Source organism: Microvirga sp. 3-52 (assembly GCF_018383585.1).
Classification (GTDB): domain Bacteria; phylum Pseudomonadota; class Alphaproteobacteria; order Rhizobiales; family Beijerinckiaceae; genus Microvirga.
The window spans coordinates 82102-102230 of sequence record NZ_JAHAMK010000017.1; the positions used below are offsets into that span (position 1 = coordinate 82102).

Consider the following 20129-nt stretch of genomic DNA (forward strand, 5'->3'; position numbering starts at 1 on the left):
GAGCCTCCGATGTCGGGCGACCGCCTTTCGGGAGCGCTGGACTTCCTACGGGAAGCGGAAAGGCTCAAAAGCACCCTGCGCAGCGGCTACACCTCGACGGGTCGTCCCGAGAGCACGGCCGAACATACATGGCGTTTGTGCCTCATGGCGCTCGTGTTCTCGGATGAGTTCGAGAACATCGATCTTCTGCGCCTCATCAAGCTCTGCATCGTTCACGATCTCGGCGAAGCCCTGAGCGGCGACATTCCCGCCGTGCTTCAGACGGAGGGATCCGGCAAGTCCGCCCAGGAGAGGGCGGATCTGGAGGTGCTGACCAAAACACTCCGCCCGACGAAGCGGGCCGAGATACTGGCCCTGTGGGAGGAATACGAGGCGGCCTCGTCGCCCGAGGCCATTCTCGCCAAGGGGCTCGACAAGCTGGAGACGATCCTCCAGCACAACCAGGGGCAGAATCCCGCCAGCTTCGACTATGCGTTCAATCTCGGCTACGGGCGGAAGCAGACGGCCGCTCATCCTGTTCTTGCCGAGATCCGCGCCATTCTCGATCAGGAGACCCGCGAGCGGGCCGAAGGCTCGAGGGGCTAAGCCCGCCTTTCCCAGAACACCATCCCGTCGAACGCGAACACCTCCTCCCCGTGCTGGTTCGTGCCGGTGTTGTGGTGGAACACCAGGCCCCAGCCGGGGCGGGATGCGGAAGCGCGCTTGGCCGTCACGGTCGAGCGGTAGGTGACCGTGTCGCCCGCATAGACGGGCTTGAGCCATTTCAGGTTGGAAAAGCCCGGGGAGGGGCCGAGCCGGGCTGGCCGCTGGCCATGGGCGAGCGCATAGGCGCGGATGCGCTCGCGGTGGCCGACCATCTGTTTCATCCACACGCTGGCCGTATGCCAGCCCGAGGCGCACAGGGCGCCGAAGAGGCTGTCCTTGGCGGCTTCCGCATCCACATGGAAGCGCTGCGGGTCGAACTGCCGGGCAAAGCCGATGATTTCTCCGGGCGTAAAGGCGTAGGAGCCCAGCTCGTCCGTCTCGCCGATGACGAGATCCTCGAAATAGGGATTGGACGAGATGTGCGGCAGCTCCCGCTCGGGCGTATGGTCCGGCGCGGCGGAGGCCTCGGCGGTCAGAGCGCCTGGGCCGGCGCCCTTGACGGGCTCCGCGTCGCGGCGGCCGAACATGATCCAGTTCTTCTGGGTGAAGACGACCTCATCCGCCTGGTTCAGCATCTCGAACTCGAAGCGCACGAGGCCAAGGGAGGGGCGGCTCGTGGAGGGGCGGCTCTCCAGAACCGTCATGCGGGAGCGGAGGGTGTCACCGGGCCTGACGGGCTTCAGCCACTTCACGTCCTCGATCCCGGGTGCCCCCATGGACGTGGAATCGAGAAGAAACCCGTCCGCGACCAGACGCATGTTGATGCTGCAGGTGTGCCAGCCCGACGCGATGAGCGTGCCGATGAAGCTGTCCTTGGCGGCGACCTCGTCCACATGGAAGGGTTGCGCGTCGTATTCCCGCGCGAAGGCGAGCAGCCCCTCCTTGGTGACGGTGTAGGGGCCGAGCATCTGCGTGGAGCCGGGCGTGAAATCTTCGAAAGCATAACGGGGCATGGTCTGGATCGCTGCGGTTTTGGCGCTTCGCCTCAGGGTCAGGCCGGAAGGGGGCTGAATTGTCCAGCCGCGTTGTGCGCCAAGCGGATCGGTTCGGGCAAGCGATACTTTGGAGAGCAGCGGAGAACGAGTTCCGTCGCCGTCGCAATGTCGGCCAGGTGCCCCGGGGAGATGAACATCGGGTTCTTGGCCGTGCGGGTGCGCAGGGCGACGCCGATGGTTTCCTTGCGGTCGATCAGGGGAGCGGCTGAGCCCTTCTCCTCGCCGAGATCCTTGTAGCGCCCGCACAGGAGCGTCTTGCCGCAACCGATGGTGGGTCGCTGCAGCCACAGGCCCATATGGCTCGCAATGCCGATGCGGCGGGGATGGGCGATGCCCATGCCGTCGAAGAGGAAGACATCCGGCTCGGCTTTCAGCTTCTCGAATGCTTCTTCGAGAACCGGACCCTCGCGAAAGCTCAGGAGACCGGGAACATAGGGAAATGGGGTCGGGCGCTGCGCCAGCACGGTCTCCACCGGCAGGAAGCCCGGATAGGTGACCACGACGATGGCCGCCTGCGACTGCTCGTTCTTCACGCTGACGTCGACGCCGGCCACTAGCTTCACCTCGTCCAGATCGATAGGACGGTCGGACACGACCTCCGTGCGCAGCTCCTGCTGGAGGGCGACGGCCTCGGTAGGGGTGAGATTCCAGTCGTGTCGATGGTGAAGCTTCATGGCCCGTCTGTGAGGATGGTGAAACCTCAACGCTCAAGGTTGGGGATCGATCCCTTGCTGTCGCGAAGTCCAGACCCGGGGAGCGGTGCTCCTATGGTCAAGCCTATGATCCTTCTACGCAATATTCCTTAGGGGCATTGTCTGAATGTTGTTCTGGGTCCGGAGGGTGTACGTCCCTGTCGATCTTAGACGCAAGTCCAACAACGAGGATATCATGTCTCGCGTACAGGCTACGAAGGGCTCCACACCGGTTGAGCCAGGAACAGGAAAGCCGGGACCCTTGAAGCGTGCAGCGGCGGGTCTTGGGGCCGTCGGTGCAGGCCTGTGGGCCCTGCCGGCCGAAGCCCATGTGAAATGGTTTGCACCCTACATCGTCGATGCCGCGCCGCAGCCGATCTCCGCCACGCTGACCAATGTGTGGTTCTGGACCGGCATCGGCCTCGTGCTGGCCTTCTTCCTGGCCACTCTTGCCGTTGAACGCATGACGCTGGGCCGCGCCGTCCAGTCCGGGCTCGATCGCGTCAGCGCGCCGCTCTGGAGCCGGTCGGACGATTTCATGCGCGCCTCCATAGGAGGCTTCTTCGTGGCGATCTTCGCCGTCGGCGGCATCTATCTCACCCCCGATCTCAAGACGGATTACGAGGTGATCTCGTGGGCGCAGCTGCTGATCGCCATGTGCGTGTTCTCGCGTCGGACCATGCCGATCGCGGCGGCCGGCATCATCACCCTGTGGGTGGTGGCTCTGCGCGAATACGATCTCTTTCACCTGCTCGACTACCTGGCTCTCGGCATCGGCGTCGCGGCCTATCTGGTGATGGCCTCCTCGAACGACGAGAAGTGGCGTGCGCGCCGATTCCTGGCGCTGCGCTGGGGTATCGCGATTGCGCTCATGTGGTCGAGCCTCGAAAAGTTCGCCTATCCGGACTGGTTCCATCCCCTCGTCGAGGAGAAGCCCTTCCTGACCTTCGGCATGCCGCGCGACGTGTTCATCCCGATGGCAGGCGTCGCCGAGTTCACCATGGGCTTCGGCCTGCTCTGGACGCCGCTGGTGCGCCGCCTCTCGGCCCTAGCCCTGCTGGTGATCTTCTTCACGGCTGTGTATCCGTTCGGCCGAATCGACCTCGTTGGGCATGCCCTGATCATGGCCGTTCTCTTCCTCGTCGCCGCCGATCCCTGCCGCGAGGCCAAGGCAGTTGCCGTGAAGATGCCGAATGTCCTGCCGCGGTTCGGCAGCCTGGCTTCGGTTCCGGCGGGCCTAGCCGTCGCCCTCGTGGTGCTGGTGAGTGGCTATTGGGGACTTCATGGGGTCTTCTACGGTCCTGAGGGAGGAGCGCGTCAGCCAATCGAACTGACGACACATTCCCACAGCAAGGAATATCCCCATGGGCCGCAGGCCAAGCCTCAGATCGATCACGGCCACCACTGACGACCCTAAAAAGCCGGGTCGATGGAGAACCGACCCGGCTTGATGTTTCGCAAAGATTGGTTGAACGGGATGGGTGCATGATGCTCCTGTCCCTTTTGGCTCAAGAGGAGATCCGCATTGGCCGATTCAGCCGCCACAGGCCGCAGCATCCCGATCGTCAGCCCGGTGGAGGGCGTATCGGAGGCGTTGATCCGTGAACTCGTGGAAACCTTTTACGACCGGGTGATCCGCGATCCGGAGCTGGGGCCGATCTTCCATAAGGCTCTTTCCGGCCGCTGGAGCCAGCATCTGGCGCTGATGGTGGATTTCTGGTCCTCGATCGCGCTGAGAACCGGCCGTTACCAGGGCAAGCCGCAGACCGCCCACTTCGGCCTTCCGCTCACGCCGGAGCTGTTCGCCCGCTGGCTGTCGTTGTTCGAGAAGACGGCTCAGGACATCTGCGAGCCGGACGTGGCGGATTTCTTCGTGGACCGAGCGCGGCGCATCGCGGAGAGCCTGCAAATCGGCCTCGGGATCGGACCGAAGGCGCTGCGGCTTCCCTAGAGCGGGTTCCGCTTGGCCGCTTCGCCGGCAAAGCTCCGAGGCGCCGCTCCGTTAGGATTCTGTGCGGGCGGTCCACCGCCACAAGCGGTACGAAGACCCACAATCTTCACAATTGTCTGGAAACTTGCGCGGCACATCGGCTCCTGGGAGCCTTCCATGATGGATCGTCGCACTTTCCTCGGATCGCTCGTGGCCATAGCCGCCGCGACACCGCTCCGTTCGGGCCCGGCACGAGCCGCGGATCCTGTCCCGGCCGCAAGGAACGTCGTGCTCGTGCATGGGCTGTTCGCCGACGGGTCGTGCTGGTCCGAAGTGATTCCGCGCCTTCAGGCAGCCGGGCTCAACGTCACGTCCGTTCAGAACCCACTGACGACTCTTGACGAGGCCGTTGCGGCGACCCGGCGCGTGCTGGCCCGCCAGGAGGGGCCCACCGTGCTGGCCGGCCACTCCTTCGCCGGCATGATCGTTACGGAAGCGGGTGTCGACCCGAGGGTCTCGTCGCTCGTCTACGTGGCGGCACGGGCGCCCGATGCCGGCGAGGACTACGCGGCCCTCGCCATGCAGTACCCGGCGCCTCCGGCGACGGCGGGCATCATGTACGACGGCGATGAGGGGAGGCTCAGCGAGGCCGCGTTCCTGCGCGATTTCGCGGGCGATCTGCCGGAGGAGCGGGCGAAGGTGCTCTACGCCGTGCAGGAGCCGTTCCACAAGGCGCTGCTGGCCGGCAGGACGGGACAGGCGGCCTGGCGGTCGAAGCCGAACTTTTATGCCGTCTCGACGGAGGACCGAACGATCAATCCGGACCTGCAACGCTTCATGGCCAAGCGGATGGGGGCGGAGACGATCGAGGTGAAGGCGAGCCATCTCTCGCTCATCTCACAGCCCGACATCATCGCTTCGCTCATCCTGAAAGCGGCGGGCCGTCCATAGCATCTGCAGCCCTTCGGATCCGCACGAGTCGCTAGCGTTCCCACCACTCGAGCTTGTCGTTGCCGCTCCTGGGCATCAGGGACGAAATGCCGATCATGAGAAATCCGCAGGCCACGAGCACGCCGACGAAGAATTCGGCATTGCCGAGCCCGGGAGAGACGAAGTTGTCAAAAAAAGCCTGCATGAATCACATCCTTCATGCGGGCTTTGTCGCAGAACGGTCCTGAACGGACGAAAAAGCCCCTGTTCAGGATTCCGACAGATTGAGGAGGCCGTCTTTTCTCAACCTCCATGTCATTACCGGCCCTGTGCCGGTGATCCCGATGGCATGAAACTCTGAGCTCTTCCGATCGGGATGGCCGGCACAAGGCCGGCCATGACGAGGAGAGGGTATGAGGAGAGGGTATAAAGAGGAGAGGGTGCAAGAAAGCGACCTTCTTAAGGACCAGAGGAGTCGTTTTGACCTCAAGTATTGAACCGGAAGTGCATCACGTCGCCGTCCTGCACCGTGTATTCCTTGCCCTCCAGCCGCAGCTTGCCTGCATCGCGTGCGCCGGCCTCGCCCTTGAGTGAGGTGTAGTCCGCATAGGCGATGGTCTCGGCGCGGATGAAGCCCTTCTCGAAATCCGTATGGATCACGCCCGCGGCACCCGGAGCCTTGGTGCCCTTGGTGACCGTCCAGGCGCGGGCTTCCTTGGGGCCGACGGTGAAGTAGGTGATCAGGCCGAGAAGGTCGTAGCCGGCGCGGATCACCCGGTTGAGCCCTGGTTCCTCGAGGCCGACCGCGTCGAGATAGTCCTTCTGCTCCTCGGGCGGCAGAACCGCGATCTCGCTCTCGATCTTGGCCGAGACGACCACCGCCTTGGCGTCTTCTTCCTTGGCACGTTCGAAAACCCGTGCGGAGAACGCGTTGCCCTTGTCGGCGGAAGCTTCCTCCACGTTGCAGACGTAGAGCACGGGCTTGGAGGAGAGGAGGCCGAGCATCTGGAACAGGCGCTCTTCCTCGACTTTGCGCTCCACCAGACGGGCAGGCTTGCCCTCGCGCAGCAGGGGCAGGGTGCGGTTGACGAGGTCGAGGGTTTCCTTCGCTTCCTTGTCGTTGCCCTTGGCCTTCTTCTCGAGCGCGGTGACGCGCTTCTCGAGGCTGTCGAGGTCGGCCAGCATCAGCTCGGTCTCGATGGTCTCGATATCGGCGATGGGATCGATCTTGCCTTCGACGTGCGTGATGTCCGTGTCCTCGAAGCAGCGCACGACATGGGCGATGGCATCGACTTCGCGGATATTGGCGAGGAACTGGTTGCCGAGACCTTCGCCCCGCGACGCGCCGCGCACGAGGCCCGCGATGTCCACGAAGGTGAGGCGGGTCGGGATGATCTGCGCCGAGCCGGCAATGGAAGCGAGCTGGTCGAGCCGCTCGTCCGGCACCGCGACGTCGCCCACGTTGGGCTCGATGGTGCAGAACGGATAGTTCGCGGCTTGCGCGGCAGCGGTCTGCGTCAAAGCGTTGAAGAGGGTGGACTTGCCCACATTCGGCAGGCCGACGATGCCCATCTTGAAGCCCATGGCCTCACTCCTTTGTTTGTTATGTGGCCTTTTCTCCGGGCCGCTTCACGTCCGTCCAGCCTCTCGCCTCCATGGCGAGGTGGACCTTGTTCTGAAAACTCCCGTCCTCGGCCTTGGCGAGAAGGGCGGCGTTGTCTGCGATGATCCGGCACAGGTCCTCGACCCATTCCCCTTCGCTTTTTCCGAAATCGCCCAGCACATGGCTTTGCACCAGAGCCTTGTGGCCGGGATGGCCGATGCCGAGCCGCACGCGGCGATATTCATTACCGCAATGGGCCGAGATCGAGCGAAGCCCGTTATGGCCGGCATTGCCGCCGCCGATCTTCACGCGCAGCTTGGCGGGCGGAAGATCGAGCTCGTCGTAGAAGACCGTCACGTCATGCAGGGGAATCTTGAAGAAGTTCTGCGCTTCCCCCACCGCCTGGCCGGACAGGTTCATATAGGTCTGCGGCTTGATCAGCAGGACCTTTTCGCCGCCGATCACCGCGTCCGCCGTTTCCGCATGGAAGCGTTTGCGCCAGGGGCCAGCGTTGTGCACGCGCGCAATCTCGTCCACGGCCATGAAACCGATATTGTGGCGGTTCCTGGCGTAGCGGGATCCGGGATTGCCGAGGCCGACGAAGAGGCGCATCGCTTGGTCCTGCTCATAAGAAACGCTCCGGCCTTGCGGTCGGAGCGTCGAAGCCGATCGATGGGCTTGAACGCCCGATCAGGCCGATCAGGCAGCAGCGGTGCCTTCGGCAGCCGCCGGAGCCGCATCCGTTTCCGTGAGGCCGGTCGGGGCCACGACGGTCACGAGGGTCATGTTCTCGGTCGAAGTCGCCTTGGCGCCGTTCGGCAGGGCGATGTCGTTGAGGTGAACCGAGGAGCCAATCTCGAGGTCGGCAATCGAAACCTCGATGAAGTCCGGGATCGCGTCGGACGGAACGAGCAGTTCCACCGAGTGCTCGACGATCTGGAGCGCGCCGCCGCGCTTCACGCCGGGGCTCTTCTCCTGGCCGACCACGTGCACCGGCACCACGACCTTGATCGCCTGACCCTGCGCGAGGCGCAGGAAGTCGACATGGACGGGGAAGTCCCGCACCGGGTCGAGCTGGTAGTCGCGCGGAATGGCGCGGGTCGTCTGACCGTCCACGTCGATCTCGAAGATCGTGGTCAGGAAGTGACCGGCGAAGATCAGCTGCTTGGTCTGGTTGAAGTCGAGGGCGATCGCCTGGGCCGGCTGGCCGGCTCCGTAGATGACGGCGGGAACTTGGCCTTGGCGACGAACGGCCCGGGCGGCCCCCTTGCCGGCCCGGTCGCGCGCCACGGCCTTGATTTGCTTTACTTCGCTCATGGTCGTGGTCCTTTGAAATGGGTTTAAAAACCGATGGCCGCCCAGGTTTTTCAGAAAAACCTACCGGCGGCCATGAGGTTAGCGCCCGTGCCTCCAAGGGTGTCGAGCGGGCGCGACGCGGCTTATAGGGGAAAGTGCCTTGAAGGGCAAGAAAAACTGCTTGGCGCAGTTGATCAGGACATCCGCCGTCTTTCCCTGTTTCCTTATGAAGATCAGAGGACCGGGGGAGCGTGTGACCAGGGACGGTGTCATGCCCCATCGCGTCATCCCCTTCCCGGCGTTGATCCGGGGATCAACTCCAAGCCCTCAAGGAAATCGTCTCGAAAAGCAGGTGCGACTATTCCGGGAGCTCCCCGCGCCTTGCCGCCATGCTTCTTCCAGACCCTCTCAAGGAGAATGTCGACGGGCTTCAGAGCGTCTTCGTAACAGGCCAGAACCCAAAGAACTTTAATTGCGCCGTCGGACGGGCTCCCGTCGATGACGCTGCACCTCTCGAAAACAGAGACGGTTACTTATGGAAGCACCTAGTCAGCGTTCTTCGAGAGGAGAATGATGCTGGCGAAATAAAAACCGGGGGGCCGGTATCTGCTATGCCACCGGGGCGCCGTAGGAACTTTCACCTGAGATAAGGGCCCCGGATGACCTGCGAGGTGCTCTGATAGATTTCCTCGAACAGGCATCAAGCGCCGAACGCTTAGGTTCAAACCGCGATAGGGATTGGCTTCCCCAAGAGGCCGTAGCCTCTCGGCTCAGTCGAACAGGCTCGACACCGAGCTTTCCGTCGCCGTACGGCCGATGGCCTCGCCCATGAGCTGGGCGATGGAGATGACCCGGATGTTGTGGGCGACCTTCACGGCTTCGGTCGGCATGATCGAGTCGGTGATCACGAGTTCCTTCAGCCGGGAGCCCGCGATACGCGCCACCGCGCCGCCGGAGAGGACGCCGTGGGTGATGTAGGCGTAGACTTCCTTCGCCCCGTTGGCGAGGAGCGCGTCGGCGGCGTTCACCAGGGTGCCGCCGGAATCGACGATGTCGTCGACGAGGATGCAGGAGCGGCCGGACACGTCGCCGATGATGTTCATCACCTCCGATTCACCGGGCCGCTCACGGCGCTTGTCGACGATGGCGAGCGGCGCGTCGATGCGCTTGGCGAGCGCGCGGGCGCGCACCACGCCGCCCACATCGGGCGAGACCACCATGCGGTTGCCGCCGTCGAGATGATCCTTGATGTCGCGCGCCAGGGTGGGAGCGGCGAAGAGGTTGTCGGTCGGGATGTCGAAGAAGCCCTGAATCTGACCCGCATGGAGATCCAGCGTCAGTACGCGATCGACGCCCGCATGGGCGATGATGTTGGCGACGAGCTTGGCCGAAATCGGGGTACGGGCGGCCGGTTTGCGGTCCTGGCGGGCATAGCCGAAATAGGGGATCACCGCGGTGATGCGGCGGGCTGACGCCCTGCGCAGTGCATCCGTGATGATGAGAAGCTCCATCAAATGGTCGTTGGTGGGGAACGAGGTCGACTGGATGATGAAGGTGTCCTCGCCGCGCACGTTTTCCTGAATCTCGACGAAGACCTCCATGTCCGCGAAGCGCCTGACCTGAGCCTTGGCCAACGGCACATTGAGATAGGCGGAGATGGCCTCTGCCAGCGGACGGTTGGAATTTCCCGCAACGAGCTTCATGCAAGCAACTTTGGCTTCGAGTGACCGATAACCCGCGCTGCGCAATGCCATAATCCCTGCACGGCTGGGCGCAAGGCTCTTAGCAGCGATATGAAACCGTCACAATAGATGGAAGGCTTTCGATATGCTGCAAGTTTGCCCTGTAGTCATGCAATCACTGCAACGCAACAGCGGGTTCGTCGCCCGAAACCTCCGCTGTCTGAATGGGTGCTTCGGGCGTTTCGGACACGGTTTCTGACTTGGCCGCCGTCAGGAACTCGGCGATCTCGTCCATGCTGGCCTGCGCCAGCTTGGCGAGCGCGGCCTTGTCGAGATCCGAAATGGAGGAGGCGGGAACGGGGCTCGATCCGGCCAGACGCTTGGCCCGGCGCTTCTGGGAATCGAAGACGTCCCAGACATAGGCCACCTTGGTTTCCCCATCCTCGGTCGAGGTCGACAAATAGCCGCGGACCCGGTAGCGCGCCTGGGCGCTGGCGCCGACGAGGTCGACCTTGCGGTCGGTGGCCGCGCTGGCCAGTTCGTCGACCAGGGCCGTGCGGATGGGAGCCGGGGCGCCGTCGATGCTCTCCAGGGCCACCGGAACGCCTTCCGGCGACCCGCTGAACGTTCCCTGACAGGCTCCCAGAGCCGCCGTCAGGACCATAGCGGCAAGCCGCCATGCATGCTTCATCCCGGCCATGGAGGCCCCCGTTCTTGTTCTTCGTAACGAAGTTTTAAGCTTAACGGAGGCCGCCGTCCAGATCAGGCGCGCTTACGCAGGCGAAGGGCGAGGGCATCGACCCCGAGGGCAAGGAGGCCTGCCGTCAGGCCCCAGAAGGCAGAGCCGATCCCGAGGAGCGTCAGGCCGGAGGCTGTGACAGCCAGGGTCAGTACTGCCGGAAGGATCTTTGAGTTCTCGGACAGGGCCGAGCTCAAGGCGCCGGCAAAGGCGCCCATGAGGGCAAGTCCTGCCACGGTCCGAATGAGCTCCGGAGGCAAGGCGGCGATCAGGCCGATCAGAGCCGCGCTGAATGCGGCGATGATCAGATAGCACAGGGTGTAGAACGGACCGACCATCCAGCGCTTGGCCGGATCGGGGTGGGTGTCGGGCCCGGTGCAGATCGCGGCCGAAATCGCCGCGAGATTGCTCGTATGGGCGCCGAAAAATGCCGTGACGACGGAGGCGAGGCCGGAAACGGCCAGGATGGGTCGCGATGGAGGTGCGTACCCGGATGCCCGCAGAACCGCGAAACCGGGCAGGTTCTGCGACGCCATGGTGACCAGGAAGAGCGGGATTCCCAATCCGATCAGGGCAGCCAGCTCCCAGGCCGGCTCGATGAAGGTGAGGGAGGACAGGCTCAGACCGGCGGCGAGAGGTTGCGCAAGGCCGCCCCCGAAGGCAAGCCCCAGGCCTACGAAGAGGACCGCAAGCACCGCAAAGGCCGCGTTGTAGAGGCGCATGACCAGAAAGAGACCGACCAACGGGAGTACCAGGCCGGGTGCCGCCTGAGCGCTCTCGAACACGGCCATGACGAAGCGGATGAGAATGCCTGCCAGCATCGCGGCCGCGATCGGGGTGGGGATGCGCTCGATCAGCCGCCCGAACGGCTTGATGAAAGCGGCGAGCACGATCAGAGCGCCTGCCAGGAGAAACGACCCGACAGCCGCATGGATGGAGATCCCGCTGGAGGCCGCAATCAGCGCCGCGCCGGGCGTTGACCAGGCCGCCACAACGGGAATGCGATAGCGGATGCTGAGGATTCCGCTGATGGCCGCTGTCGCCAGGCACAGGGATGCCACCCAGGACGACGTCTGCGCGGCATCGGCACCCACCGCCTGGGCGGCCGCGATGATGATGGCGATCGTGCTGCCGAAACCCACCAGGGCCGCCACGACGGCTGATGTGACGATCGACAGGCGCATGACCGTTCCCTTGCCTATTCCAGGAGCTTAGCCGTTTAGACCGAACGGCGGGGCTGCGCCAGTTCGTCGGCGGCACTTTCCTCGCGACTCCCGAGCCCTTAAATCTCTCCCATGAGTCGCAACACCACCAACGACGTCCCGCCGGACATTCTGGACAACGAGGAAGACGATGAGTCCACAGCCGTCGAAAGCGGCTCGGACGTCGAGTTCGATCTGGAGGTCAATCCCGATTCGGTTCAGCGCGGCACCGAGGTCATCCGGCATTTCTGGAATACCCTTCCCAATGCGCCCGGCGTCTATCGCATGCTCGATGCGAAGGGTGACGTGCTCTATGTCGGCAAGGCGAAGAGCCTGAAGAGCCGCGTCGGCTCCTACGCGCGCGGGCAGGCGCATTCGAACCGCATCGCCCGGATGATCGGCCAGACCGCCTCGATGGAATTCGTCACCACGGCGACGGAGACCGAAGCGCTGCTGCTCGAGGCCAATCTCATCAAGCAGCTCAAGCCCCGCTACAACGTGCTGCTGCGGGACGACAAGTCGCTTCCCTACATCCTGCTCACCGCCGATCACGAGGCGCCGCAGCTCGTGAAGCATCGCGGCGCGAGGAAGCGCAAGGGCGATTACTACGGCCCCTTCGCCAGCGTCTGGGCGGTGAACCGCACCATCAATGCGCTGCAGCGCGCATTCCTGCTGCGCTCCTGCAACGACAGCTATTACGAGAACCGCACGCGGCCCTGCCTGCTGTTCCAAATCAAGCGCTGCTCCGGGCCCTGCACCAACGAGATCTCGTCGGAGGAATATGCGGAGCTGGTCTCCGAGGCGCGCGCTTTCCTGTCAGGCAAGTCGAATGCGGTGAAGCAGCGCATTACGGACGAGATGCAAGCCGCGGCCGAGGAACTCGAGTTCGAGCGCGCCGCACGCTGCCGCGACCGGCTGGCGGCCCTGTCGGCCATCCAGGGCGTGCAGGGCATCAACACGCAGTCGGTGGAGGAGGCGGACGTCTTCGCCCTCGACGAGCAGGCCGGCCAGTTCTGCGTCGAGGTGTTCTTCTTCCGCAACTGGCAGAACTGGGGCAACCGCGCGTATTTCCCGAAGGCGGACAAGTCCATGAGCCGGGAGGAGGTTCTGGGCTCGTTCATGGCGCAGTTCTATGACGACAAGCCGGCCCCCCGCCTGATCCTGCTCTCGCACGAGATCGAGGACGCCGAGCTCATGGCGGCGGCGCTCTCCACCCGGACCGAGACCCGGGTCGAGATCCATTCGCCTCAGCGCGGCGAGCGGCGCCAGCTCATCGAATACGCGCTGCGCAATGCCCGTGAGGCGCTGGGCCGGCGCCTCGCCGATACCTCGTCGCAGCAGAAGCTCCTCGTGTCCCTCGGCCAGGCCTTCGGGCTGCCGAAAGTGCCGAGGCGTGTGGAGGTCTACGACAACTCGCACATCATGGGCACCAATGCGGTGGGCGCCATGGTGGTGGCGGGTGTCAACGGCTTCATGAAGCAGCATTACCGCACCTTCAACATGAAGTCCGAGGAACTGAAGCCCGGCGACGATTACGGCATGATGCGCGAGATGCTGCAGCGCCGCTTCGCCCGCCTGGTGAAGGAGGAGCCGAGGGGCTCGGAGGCGGACGGGCCGACGGGAGACGACGCCTTTCCCGCCTGGCCCGATCTGGTCCTGATCGACGGCGGCAAGGGCCAGCTGGAGGCGGCCCGACAAGCTCTGGCGGAGGTGGGCGTGAGCGAAGACGACGTGTCCCTGGTCGGCATCGCCAAGGGACGCGACCGCGATGCCGGGCGCGAGACCTTCTTCAAGCCCGGCCAGCCGCCCTTCAAGATGCCGCCGCGGGATCCCGCGCTCTATTTCGTGCAGCGCCTCCGCGACGAAGCTCACCGCTTCGCCATCGGGGCGCATCGCGCCAAACGCAAGCGCGAGCTGGTGAAGAACCCTCTCGACGAGATCCCCGGCATCGGGCCGACCCGCAAGCGGGCGCTCCTGCACCATTTTGGGACCGTCAAGGCGATCCAGCGCGCCGCCCTCGAGGACCTGATGAAGGCGCCCGGCGTCAATGCCGCAACGGCCCGCGCGGTCTTCGACTTCTTCCATGAGAGGAGCTGAGCATGACAGTCCGGGGCACCAGAGGTCAGGCGGGCCTCACATTGCCGTGTTCGCCGGCTGGCGGGGGTGTGCAACCGAGGCTTGTCCGATTGACGGACCGACCGTCCTCATGCTTCCTGCAGCTGTGATGAAGACCGTTTCCTCCCTGGGCCGCTCGAAGGCTTTCAACCTGGCGAACATGCTGACCTACGGTCGGCTCGTTGCGGTGCCGGCCGTGGTCGGCCTCCTGTTCTGGCCCGAGGACCATTGGTCGCGCTGGCTGGCTCTCATCGTGTTCGCCGTGGCGGCGATCACCGATTACCTCGACGGCTACGTGGCCCGGACCTTCGCCCAGCAATCGGCGCTCGGGCGCATGCTCGATCCCATCGCGGACAAGCTTCTCGTGGCCGCCTGCCTGCTGATGCTGGTGGCCGACGGCACGATCCACGGCTGGGCGCTGTGGGCGGCCATCGTCATCCTGTGCCGCGAGATCCTGGTCTCGGGCCTGCGCGAGTTCCTGGCCGAGCTGAAGGTCAGCGTTCCGGTGAGCCGGGTCGCCAAGTGGAAGACCACCCTCCAGCTCGTGGCCCTGGGCTTCCTGATCGCCGGGCCGGCCGGCGAGACGGTCCTGCCCAACAACACCCTGATCGGCATCGTCCTGCTCTGGGTCGCGGCGATCCTGACGATCTACACCGGCTGGGACTACTTCAAGAACGGCATCCACCACCTCGTCGACGAGGGTGAGAGGCCATGAAGCTCGTCTATTTCGCCTGGGTGCGCGAGCGAATCGGCCGGACGGACGAGGAGGTCGCGGTGCCGGACGGCATTGGGACGGTCGCCGAACTGGTGCGCTGGCTGAGAGGCCGGGGTGAGGAATACGAGTATGCCTTCGAGAACGAAGGCATTGTCCGGGCTGCCATCGACCATGTCCACGTCAAGCCCGAGGCCCGGATTGCAGGGGCCCGGGAAATCGCCTTCTTCCCGCCCATGACAGGCGGCTAGCCTCTCGAGGGGCGGGACCGCCATGGCACACACCATCCGCATCCAGGCCGAGCCCTTCGATGCCGCCGCCGAAACGGCGGCCCTGACCGACGGGAGGGCGGATATCGGGGCGGTCGTCGCCTTCACCGGCCTGTGCCGGGACGAGGACGGGCGGCTCGCGGCCCTCGAACTCGAGCATTACGCAGGCATGGCGGAGGCCGAGATCGGCCGCATCGCCGCCCAGGCGCAGACCCGCTGGAACCTTCTCGGCCTCACAATCATCCATCGGTTCGGCAAGATCGTGCCGGGCGAGGGAATCGTTCTCGTGCTCACGGCCAGCGCCAGCCGCCAAGCGGCCTTCGAGGCGGCCTCATTCCTGATGGACTACCTGAAAACCCACGCGCCTTTCTGGAAGCGCGAGCATCTCAAGGATGGATTGGTCGGCGCCTGGGTCGAGGCCAAGGAGGCCGACGACCGGGCGGCGGAAAGGTGGCGATAATCGACGCTTGACGCGGTCTCGTGACAGGATGAGCATCGTCCGTGAAATGACATACGGAGACGTCTCATGCGCAGCGTCGTTGTCTTTCTCGGCCTGATCGCGGCAGCCCCGGTCTTGGCCCACGAAGTGCCGATGTCCCAGACGGCCCAGGCCCACAATCCGCTCGATTGCTATTGCCGGGCCCAAGGCAGGATGTTCGCGCCCGGAGAGAAGGTCTGTCTCAGGACCGCCGCGGGTCCCAAGCTGGCGCAGTGCCAGATGGAGATCAACGTGATGTCCTGGAGCATCACGGAAGTGCCCTGTCCGGAGACATGAAAAACGCTGCCGGAGGCGGCAGCGTTGAAACCATGAAATCGATGTTCGGCTCCACCAGGGGCCGTCGATGCTGTCTTAGAAAAGACCAGAAAAAACAGCGCAGATGAAGGAGAAGGAAACGCAGACGGCGGCGATGTTGAGCTTGGACGTCCAGTCCAGGTTCGAAGTCAGGTTCATCGAAGCCCCTCTTTCTGAAGGGGTTAATCCCCTATCTGAATGCAGAGGCACCCTATCAAACCTGCGGGATCCTGAGAAGCGCCCCGGAGTGTCGCAAACGACGTGGCTGCAAGCAATGTAATCGTTAACAAGAAGTTAACTCCTTGTTTCCCCAAGTGGAATATCTGCGCAAATTTAGTCGAAAAAAGTTCCTGCTCGATTCTGTCGCACCTGGGCACAGCGGGGATCGGTGTGCGAAACTGCGTCTGAGGGGAACCGAATCGAGCCGACTTCAGAGGACATTTTCCGACGTTGACCGGATGTTTACGACCTTTGGGCCAGTCTCCCGTTCATGCGTCGTGGGTTAGTTGCGTTTTTTGCCCTATCGCTCATTGGGCTTGGGCTTACCGGTTGCGGGCTGTTTCGGTTCGAGCAGCGTGAGCCTTGGCGTGCCCAGGCCGAGGAGGCCTGCCTGTCGCAGCGCCTCGTGCAGCCCTCCGCCTATATGGCTCTCAGCTCCAAGATCGACGGGCCGGGCGTCTGCGGCATGGATTATCCGTTCAAGGTTTCGGCCTTCAACAACGGCGCGGTGGGGTTGAAGTCGAAGGTCACGCTGGCCTGCCCGATCATTCCCCGCATCGATACGTGGCTGGACGAGATCGTCAGGCCCGCGGCCGAAATGTATTTCGGCGTGCCTCTGGCCGACATCAAGGCGGGCTCCTATTCCTGCCGTCCCCGCAACAACCAGCGGGGTGCGAAGGTCTCCGAGCACGCGTTCGGCAATGCGCTCGACGTGATGGGCTTCGTCCTGGCCGATGGCCGGGAGATCTCCGTGGTCAAGGGCTGGCGGGGAGGGGATGCCACCGAACAGGAATTCCTGCGCGAGGCCTTCGTCGGCTCCTGCCGCTACTTCACCACGGTGCTCGGCCCGGGTTCCGACGCCTTCCATTACGATCATTTCCATATCGACCTGGCGCGGCATGATCCCCGGGGCGAGCGGCGCATCTGCAAGCCGATCCTGAAATTCGCCCCCCGAATCGATCCCGAACGCAGCCGCGAGGCTCTCCAGAGCGCGGCGGCGTCAGGCGACCTGGCTCCCGTCGATCTGGAGCAGGACGTCCCAGACGGGGAGGCCCATATTCCGCCGGCGCCCCCGCCGCCGTCTCCGGTCATCTCCGCGCCGGTTCCCCCGGCGACACGCTATTCCTCCGGTGGGGCCTATGCGGCCGATCTGCCGGGACCGAATGCGGGATCTTCAAAGAACCCCATATCCCAGTCCTATTCCCCGGCGCCCCTTCCGCCCGCCGGCCGGCCGGCCGAACAGACCTATGCTCCCCCGAGGCAGCAGGGGCGTTCTTCAGGCCAGCCGATGATGCTCAACAGCCACGCCATCTATTAAAGCGTAAGCGGATCTTGACCTTCGCGGGCGCCGCCCACATGGTCGATGTTATACGGTCTGTAGACTTGGCGGAGCATTCGAATGAAGTGGCTGGCGGCTTTCATCTCCTGCATGTTGTTGAGCGCGCCTGCGCTTGCGCGCGAGATCAATCCCGCGGAACGGCGGGAGGAGCCTTTCGACGCGTCGTTGCCGGCCTGCGCCGATCCCTCCGTGCTCCGGGACATCAGCTCGAGATTCGCCCATAAAGAGGGCCGGTTCTGGAATTCAGACCTCCAGCTGGTCGGCTTCGAGCGCGTGCGGGAAGTCGCATGGCGTCCCTGGGGGCTCGATTACATCCCCCGCCGCTTCTGCACCGGCACCGTGATCGTGTCCGACGGCTACAAGCGGAGAATCAACTTCTCGATCCGTGAGGATCTCGGCTTCATCGGCATCGGCTGGAACACGGAGGCCTGCGTCGACGGCCTCGACCGCCACTATTCTTTCGCGCCGCATTGCAAGCAGGCGGCTCCTTGATCCTGCGCTGGTGCCTTGCCTTCGCGGGCGCCTGCCTTCTCTCGATCCTTCCTTCTGCAGCTCAGGGCCCCCGGGAGGCGAGGGGCGCCCCCATGGGGCAGTTCGACTTCTATGTCCTGGCTCTTTCCTGGTCGCCCGGCTTCTGCGAGAACAGCGGCAGCCGAAGCCGGCAATGCGATACCGGCAGCGGTCTCGGCTTCGTGACCCATGGCCTATGGCCCCAGCGGGAGCAGGGCTATCCCAGCTTCTGCGAGCCGAGCGGCCGCTTCGTTCCGCGGGCGGCGCTCGCCGATGCCAGCGGCCTGTTCCCTGACGACAACCTGGCGCGCTATCAGTGGCGCAAGCACGGAACCTGCACGGGCGAGTCGCCGAGCGGCTATTTCCGGGCGGTTCGGCAGGCCCGCGAACTCGTGCGCATCCCGGACGGGTTCAAGTCCCTGGACAGCCGCTCCAAGGTGCTACCGAGCGAGATCGAGCGCGCCTTCATGAACGCCAATCCGGGCTTGCATGCCGACATGGTTTCCGTTTCCTGCGGACGGCGTATTTTTCAGGAGGTCCGCATCTGCCTTGCCAAGGATCTGCGTGGCTTCCGCCGGTGTCCGGAGGTCGACGGAGACAGTTGCCGCGCAGGCGAGATTACGGTCCCGGCGGTGAGATAGGGCATCGAAGGATGCGCCCAAAAGGGAGACGAGCATCGGATCGCCCCCAAAGTGAGGTCTACTTTTGAATCCGATGGTTTAGGACGACAATGAATTACCGACACGCCTTTCACGCCGGCAATTTCGCCGACGTCATGAAGCACGCTCTCCTGGTGCGTATCCTGGTCTATCTGCAGCGCAAGGAGACACCGCTGCGCGTCATCGACACCCATGCGGGGATCGGTCTTTACGACCTTGCCGGCGACGAGGCCGGACGGACAGGGGAGTGGGTCGAAGGGATCGGGCGCCTGGGCGAGGCCTTTTCGCCTGACGTGGAGGAGATCCTCGCCCCCTACCGGAGCGTGGTGGCCGACGTGCGAGCACGGCATGGCGCGACCGCCTATCCCGGTTCGCCAGCGATTGTGCGCGAGCTTCTGCGGCGGCAGGACCGGGGCGTGTTCGTGGAACTGCACCCGGCCGATCACGCGGTGCTGAACGAGGCCTACAATGAGGTGGCGAATCTCAAGGTGATGCATCTGGACGGCTGGACGGCGCTTCATGCGCTGATTCCGCCGAAGGAGAAGCGTGGACTCGTGCTCATCGATCCGCCTTACGAGAAGCCCGACGAACTGGACCGGCTCGGGACGGAGTTGATCGCCGCTCTGAAGAAATGGCCCACCGGCGTCTATGCCGGCTGGTATCCGATCAAGGATGTCGACCCTGTCGATGCGGCGGCGGCACAACTGCATGAGGAAAGCACACGCCCGGGGCTTCGCCTCGAACTCTATGTGGATGATCCGCGCGATCCGTCGCGGCTCAACGGCAGCGGCCTCTTCGTCCTCAATCCGCCTTGGTCTCTGAGAGAGGAGGCGGAAAGGCTGCTGCCGGCTTTGGCGGAGCGCCTGTCGCGCAGCGGCTACGGGGCTTATCGCTGTGAAGCCTTCGGGCCTCCTGCTTAAAGCGGATTGCCGTTCGGGACGCGAGCGTTCATGACTCCTGTCATTCTCTCACCAGGGGTCATCAATGCTCGTTCTCCGCTCCTCGCCCGCATCGCCCTTCGGGCGGAAGGTCAAACTCTCCGCCTCGATCCTCGGACTCTCCGATCGCATCCAGATCGTCGATGCGGATACCTTGAACCCTGAGGATTCCATCCGGCGGCAGAATCCGCTGGGCAAGATCCCGGCGCTGATTCTGGAGAACGGCGACGTGCTCTACGATTCCCGCGTGATCGTGGATTTCCTCGATCATCTCGCCGGGGGCGGCGGCATCATCCCCAATGGTCCGGAGAGATTCTCCGCCCTGCGCGATCAGGCACTTGCCGACGGCATCACGGATGCGGCGCTGCTGCAGGTCTACGAGGGCCGCTTCCGACCGGAAGACAGACATGAGCCGAAATGGGTCAGCCACCAGGCCGACAAGGTGCGCCGCGGTCTCGATCACGCGGAGGCTCATCTCTCGGCAGCAGGCCAGCCTCTTCATATCGGCCAGATCGCTCTCGCCTGTGCGCTGGGCTATCTCGATCTGCGCTTCGGCGGCCGCTGGCGCGAGAGCTATCCCAGGCTCGTCGCCTGGGTGGCCGATTTCGAATCCCGCGTCCCGGCCTATTCCAAGACCAGGGTGACGCCATAAAATAAAAAGGCCCGGGCGTTGACCCGGGCCTTTCGTCGATCGCGTGAGCGATGGATCTTAGTAGGTGCCGAACTTGAAGTTCAGACCGGCACGCACCACGCCGAACTCGCTCTCGTCGCTGCCGCCCGTTGCGGTCGGGCTGACGAAGTTGTCGTCGCGCTCGAGGTTCACGTACAGACCTTCGATCTTGGCGGTCAGGTTGTTCGTGA

Annotated in this window: 23 protein-coding genes; 14 read left to right on the forward strand and 9 right to left on the reverse strand. The window is 64.1% G+C overall.

The window, feature by feature from the left end; translation table 11 throughout:
• Positions 1-9 precede the first annotated feature (9 nt).
• Entirely contained in the window at positions 10-585 is a 576-nt protein-coding gene (locus tag KHP60_RS14590) for an HD domain-containing protein (protein WP_213565049.1), read from the forward strand.
• Here KHP60_RS14590 and KHP60_RS14595 read toward each other — a convergent pair.
• Both KHP60_RS14595 and nfi read right to left on the reverse strand, forming a co-directional pair.
• Complete coding sequence (locus tag KHP60_RS14595) at positions 582-1598, reverse strand: MaoC family dehydratase (RefSeq protein ID WP_213565050.1); 1017 nt, start codon at positions 1596-1598, stop codon at positions 582-584. The genes KHP60_RS14590 and KHP60_RS14595 overlap by 4 nt on opposite strands.
• Before the next feature lie 38 nt (positions 1599-1636).
• The gene (nfi, locus tag KHP60_RS14600) at positions 1637-2314 is read right to left on the reverse strand and encodes a deoxyribonuclease V (RefSeq protein WP_213565051.1); all 678 of its coding nucleotides are present in this window, start codon (positions 2312-2314) and stop codon (positions 1637-1639) included.
• 280 nt (positions 2315-2594) lie between these two features.
• On the opposite strand from nfi, the gene KHP60_RS14605 reads away from it, so the two are divergent.
• The 3 genes from KHP60_RS14605 (at position 2595) to KHP60_RS14615 (ending at position 5213) form a co-directional block, all read left to right on the forward strand.
• On the forward strand, positions 2595-3740 hold the full coding sequence (locus KHP60_RS14605; protein ID WP_249688786.1) for a hypothetical protein: 1146 nt from the start codon (positions 2595-2597) through the stop codon (positions 3738-3740).
• A gap of 117 nt (positions 3741-3857) precedes the next feature.
• The gene (locus KHP60_RS14610) at positions 3858-4283 is read left to right on the forward strand and encodes a group III truncated hemoglobin (RefSeq protein WP_213565052.1); all 426 of its coding nucleotides are present in this window, start codon (positions 3858-3860) and stop codon (positions 4281-4283) included.
• A gap of 156 nt (positions 4284-4439) precedes the next feature.
• Positions 4440-5213, forward strand: a complete 774-nt coding sequence (locus KHP60_RS14615) for an alpha/beta fold hydrolase (protein WP_213565053.1) — start codon at positions 4440-4442, stop codon at positions 5211-5213.
• Between the two features lie 31 nt (positions 5214-5244).
• Here KHP60_RS14615 and KHP60_RS14620 read toward each other — a convergent pair whose 3' ends face one another.
• The 7 genes from KHP60_RS14620 to KHP60_RS14650 all read right to left on the reverse strand — a co-directional run bounded on the left by KHP60_RS14620 (position 5245) and on the right by KHP60_RS14650 (position 11696).
• Positions 5245-5397, reverse strand: coding sequence for a hypothetical protein (locus tag KHP60_RS14620; RefSeq protein WP_213565054.1), 153 nt, complete (start codon positions 5395-5397; stop codon positions 5245-5247).
• A gap of 281 nt (positions 5398-5678) precedes the next feature.
• Positions 5679-6776: a redox-regulated ATPase YchF gene (gene ychF / locus KHP60_RS14625; RefSeq protein ID WP_213565055.1), complete on the reverse strand. Its 1098-nt coding sequence runs from the start codon at positions 6774-6776 to the stop codon at positions 5679-5681.
• Between the two features lie 19 nt (positions 6777-6795).
• Positions 6796-7407 carry an aminoacyl-tRNA hydrolase gene (pth, locus tag KHP60_RS14630; RefSeq protein ID WP_213565056.1) on the reverse strand — a complete coding sequence of 204 codons (612 nt, stop codon included), beginning with the start codon at positions 7405-7407 and terminating at the stop codon, positions 6796-6798.
• A gap of 87 nt (positions 7408-7494) precedes the next feature.
• On the reverse strand, positions 7495-8112 hold the full coding sequence (locus tag KHP60_RS14635) for a 50S ribosomal protein L25/general stress protein Ctc (protein ID WP_213565057.1): 618 nt from the start codon (positions 8110-8112) through the stop codon (positions 7495-7497).
• A 749-nt stretch (positions 8113-8861) separates the two neighbouring features.
• Positions 8862-9794 (reverse strand): ribose-phosphate pyrophosphokinase, encoded by a 933-nt coding sequence (locus tag KHP60_RS14640; RefSeq protein ID WP_213565058.1) that lies wholly within the window; start codon positions 9792-9794, stop codon positions 8862-8864.
• Between the two features lie 154 nt (positions 9795-9948).
• Positions 9949-10473 (reverse strand): hypothetical protein, encoded by a 525-nt coding sequence (locus KHP60_RS14645; RefSeq protein WP_213565059.1) that lies wholly within the window; start codon positions 10471-10473, stop codon positions 9949-9951.
• A 62-nt stretch (positions 10474-10535) separates the two neighbouring features.
• Complete coding sequence (locus KHP60_RS14650) at positions 10536-11696, reverse strand: benzoate/H(+) symporter BenE family transporter (protein ID WP_213565060.1); 1161 nt, start codon at positions 11694-11696, stop codon at positions 10536-10538.
• Between the two features lie 111 nt (positions 11697-11807).
• Here KHP60_RS14650 and uvrC point away from each other — a divergent pair, with 111 nt between their 5' ends.
• From uvrC to KHP60_RS14700, 10 genes are all read left to right on the forward strand, one after another.
• The gene (uvrC, locus tag KHP60_RS14655) at positions 11808-13811 is read left to right on the forward strand and encodes an excinuclease ABC subunit UvrC (RefSeq protein WP_213565061.1); all 2004 of its coding nucleotides are present in this window, start codon (positions 11808-11810) and stop codon (positions 13809-13811) included.
• A 127-nt stretch (positions 13812-13938) separates the two neighbouring features.
• On the forward strand, positions 13939-14544 hold the full coding sequence (gene pgsA, locus KHP60_RS14660) for a CDP-diacylglycerol--glycerol-3-phosphate 3-phosphatidyltransferase (protein ID WP_249688787.1): 606 nt from the start codon (positions 13939-13941) through the stop codon (positions 14542-14544).
• Positions 14541-14792, forward strand: a complete 252-nt coding sequence (gene moaD / locus KHP60_RS14665; protein ID WP_213565063.1) for a molybdopterin converting factor subunit 1 — start codon at positions 14541-14543, stop codon at positions 14790-14792. The genes pgsA and moaD overlap by 4 nt, the downstream gene beginning before the upstream one ends.
• Positions 14793-14814: 22 nt before the next feature.
• Positions 14815-15270, forward strand: a complete 456-nt coding sequence (locus KHP60_RS14670) for a molybdenum cofactor biosynthesis protein MoaE (RefSeq protein ID WP_213565064.1) — start codon at positions 14815-14817, stop codon at positions 15268-15270.
• A gap of 66 nt (positions 15271-15336) precedes the next feature.
• Entirely contained in the window at positions 15337-15585 is a 249-nt protein-coding gene (locus KHP60_RS14675; protein ID WP_213565065.1) for a hypothetical protein, read from the forward strand.
• Between the two features lie 508 nt (positions 15586-16093).
• A complete protein-coding gene (locus KHP60_RS14680; protein WP_213565066.1) occupies positions 16094-17140 on the forward strand; it encodes an extensin family protein in 1047 nt (348 codons plus the stop codon).
• Positions 17141-17221: 81 nt separating this feature from the next.
• The gene (locus tag KHP60_RS14685; RefSeq protein ID WP_213565067.1) at positions 17222-17653 is read left to right on the forward strand and encodes a hypothetical protein; all 432 of its coding nucleotides are present in this window, start codon (positions 17222-17224) and stop codon (positions 17651-17653) included.
• A 92-nt stretch (positions 17654-17745) separates the two neighbouring features.
• On the forward strand, positions 17746-18312 hold the full coding sequence (locus tag KHP60_RS14690; protein WP_249688788.1) for a ribonuclease T2: 567 nt from the start codon (positions 17746-17748) through the stop codon (positions 18310-18312).
• An 89-nt stretch (positions 18313-18401) separates the two neighbouring features.
• Complete coding sequence (locus KHP60_RS14695; protein WP_213565069.1) at positions 18402-19250, forward strand: 23S rRNA (adenine(2030)-N(6))-methyltransferase RlmJ; 849 nt, start codon at positions 18402-18404, stop codon at positions 19248-19250.
• Between the two features lie 64 nt (positions 19251-19314).
• Positions 19315-19920, forward strand: coding sequence for a glutathione S-transferase N-terminal domain-containing protein (locus tag KHP60_RS14700; RefSeq protein WP_213565070.1), 606 nt, complete (start codon positions 19315-19317; stop codon positions 19918-19920).
• Positions 19921-20129 lie beyond the last annotated feature (209 nt).

Excerpts from the sequence above, each read along its gene's own strand:
- KHP60_RS14615 (WP_213565053.1), top strand. The coding sequence starts at position 4,440 with ATGATGGATCGTCGCACTTTCCTCGGATCGCTCGTGGCCATAGCCGCC.
- KHP60_RS14700 (WP_213565070.1), top strand. The coding sequence starts at position 19,315 with ATGCTCGTTCTCCGCTCCTCGCCCGCATCGCCCTTCGGGCGGAAGGTC.
- KHP60_RS14680 (WP_213565066.1), top strand. The coding sequence starts at position 16,094 with ATGCGTCGTGGGTTAGTTGCGTTTTTTGCCCTATCGCTCATTGGGCTT.
- KHP60_RS14670 (WP_213565064.1), top strand. The coding sequence starts at position 14,815 with ATGGCACACACCATCCGCATCCAGGCCGAGCCCTTCGATGCCGCCGCC.
- KHP60_RS14590 (WP_213565049.1), top strand. The coding sequence starts at position 10 with ATGTCGGGCGACCGCCTTTCGGGAGCGCTGGACTTCCTACGGGAAGCG.
- KHP60_RS14695 (WP_213565069.1), top strand. The coding sequence starts at position 18,402 with ATGAATTACCGACACGCCTTTCACGCCGGCAATTTCGCCGACGTCATG.
- moaD (WP_213565063.1), top strand. The coding sequence starts at position 14,541 with ATGAAGCTCGTCTATTTCGCCTGGGTGCGCGAGCGAATCGGCCGGACG.
- KHP60_RS14645 (WP_213565059.1), bottom strand. The coding sequence starts at position 10,473 with ATGGCCGGGATGAAGCATGCATGGCGGCTTGCCGCTATGGTCCTGACG.
- ychF (WP_213565055.1), bottom strand. The coding sequence starts at position 6,776 with ATGGGCTTCAAGATGGGCATCGTCGGCCTGCCGAATGTGGGCAAGTCC.
- KHP60_RS14650 (WP_213565060.1), bottom strand. The coding sequence starts at position 11,696 with ATGCGCCTGTCGATCGTCACATCAGCCGTCGTGGCGGCCCTGGTGGGT.
- KHP60_RS14675 (WP_213565065.1), top strand. The coding sequence starts at position 15,337 with ATGCGCAGCGTCGTTGTCTTTCTCGGCCTGATCGCGGCAGCCCCGGTC.
- uvrC (WP_213565061.1), top strand. The coding sequence starts at position 11,808 with ATGAGTCGCAACACCACCAACGACGTCCCGCCGGACATTCTGGACAAC.
- KHP60_RS14620 (WP_213565054.1), bottom strand. The coding sequence starts at position 5,397 with ATGCAGGCTTTTTTTGACAACTTCGTCTCTCCCGGGCTCGGCAATGCC.
- KHP60_RS14640 (WP_213565058.1), bottom strand. The coding sequence starts at position 9,794 with ATGAAGCTCGTTGCGGGAAATTCCAACCGTCCGCTGGCAGAGGCCATC.
- KHP60_RS14690 (WP_249688788.1), top strand. The coding sequence starts at position 17,746 with ATGGGGCAGTTCGACTTCTATGTCCTGGCTCTTTCCTGGTCGCCCGGC.
- nfi (WP_213565051.1), bottom strand. The coding sequence starts at position 2,314 with ATGAAGCTTCACCATCGACACGACTGGAATCTCACCCCTACCGAGGCC.
- KHP60_RS14595 (WP_213565050.1), bottom strand. The coding sequence starts at position 1,598 with ATGCCCCGTTATGCTTTCGAAGATTTCACGCCCGGCTCCACGCAGATG.
- KHP60_RS14685 (WP_213565067.1), top strand. The coding sequence starts at position 17,222 with ATGAAGTGGCTGGCGGCTTTCATCTCCTGCATGTTGTTGAGCGCGCCT.
- pgsA (WP_249688787.1), top strand. The coding sequence starts at position 13,939 with ATGAAGACCGTTTCCTCCCTGGGCCGCTCGAAGGCTTTCAACCTGGCG.
- KHP60_RS14635 (WP_213565057.1), bottom strand. The coding sequence starts at position 8,112 with ATGAGCGAAGTAAAGCAAATCAAGGCCGTGGCGCGCGACCGGGCCGGC.
- pth (WP_213565056.1), bottom strand. The coding sequence starts at position 7,407 with ATGCGCCTCTTCGTCGGCCTCGGCAATCCCGGATCCCGCTACGCCAGG.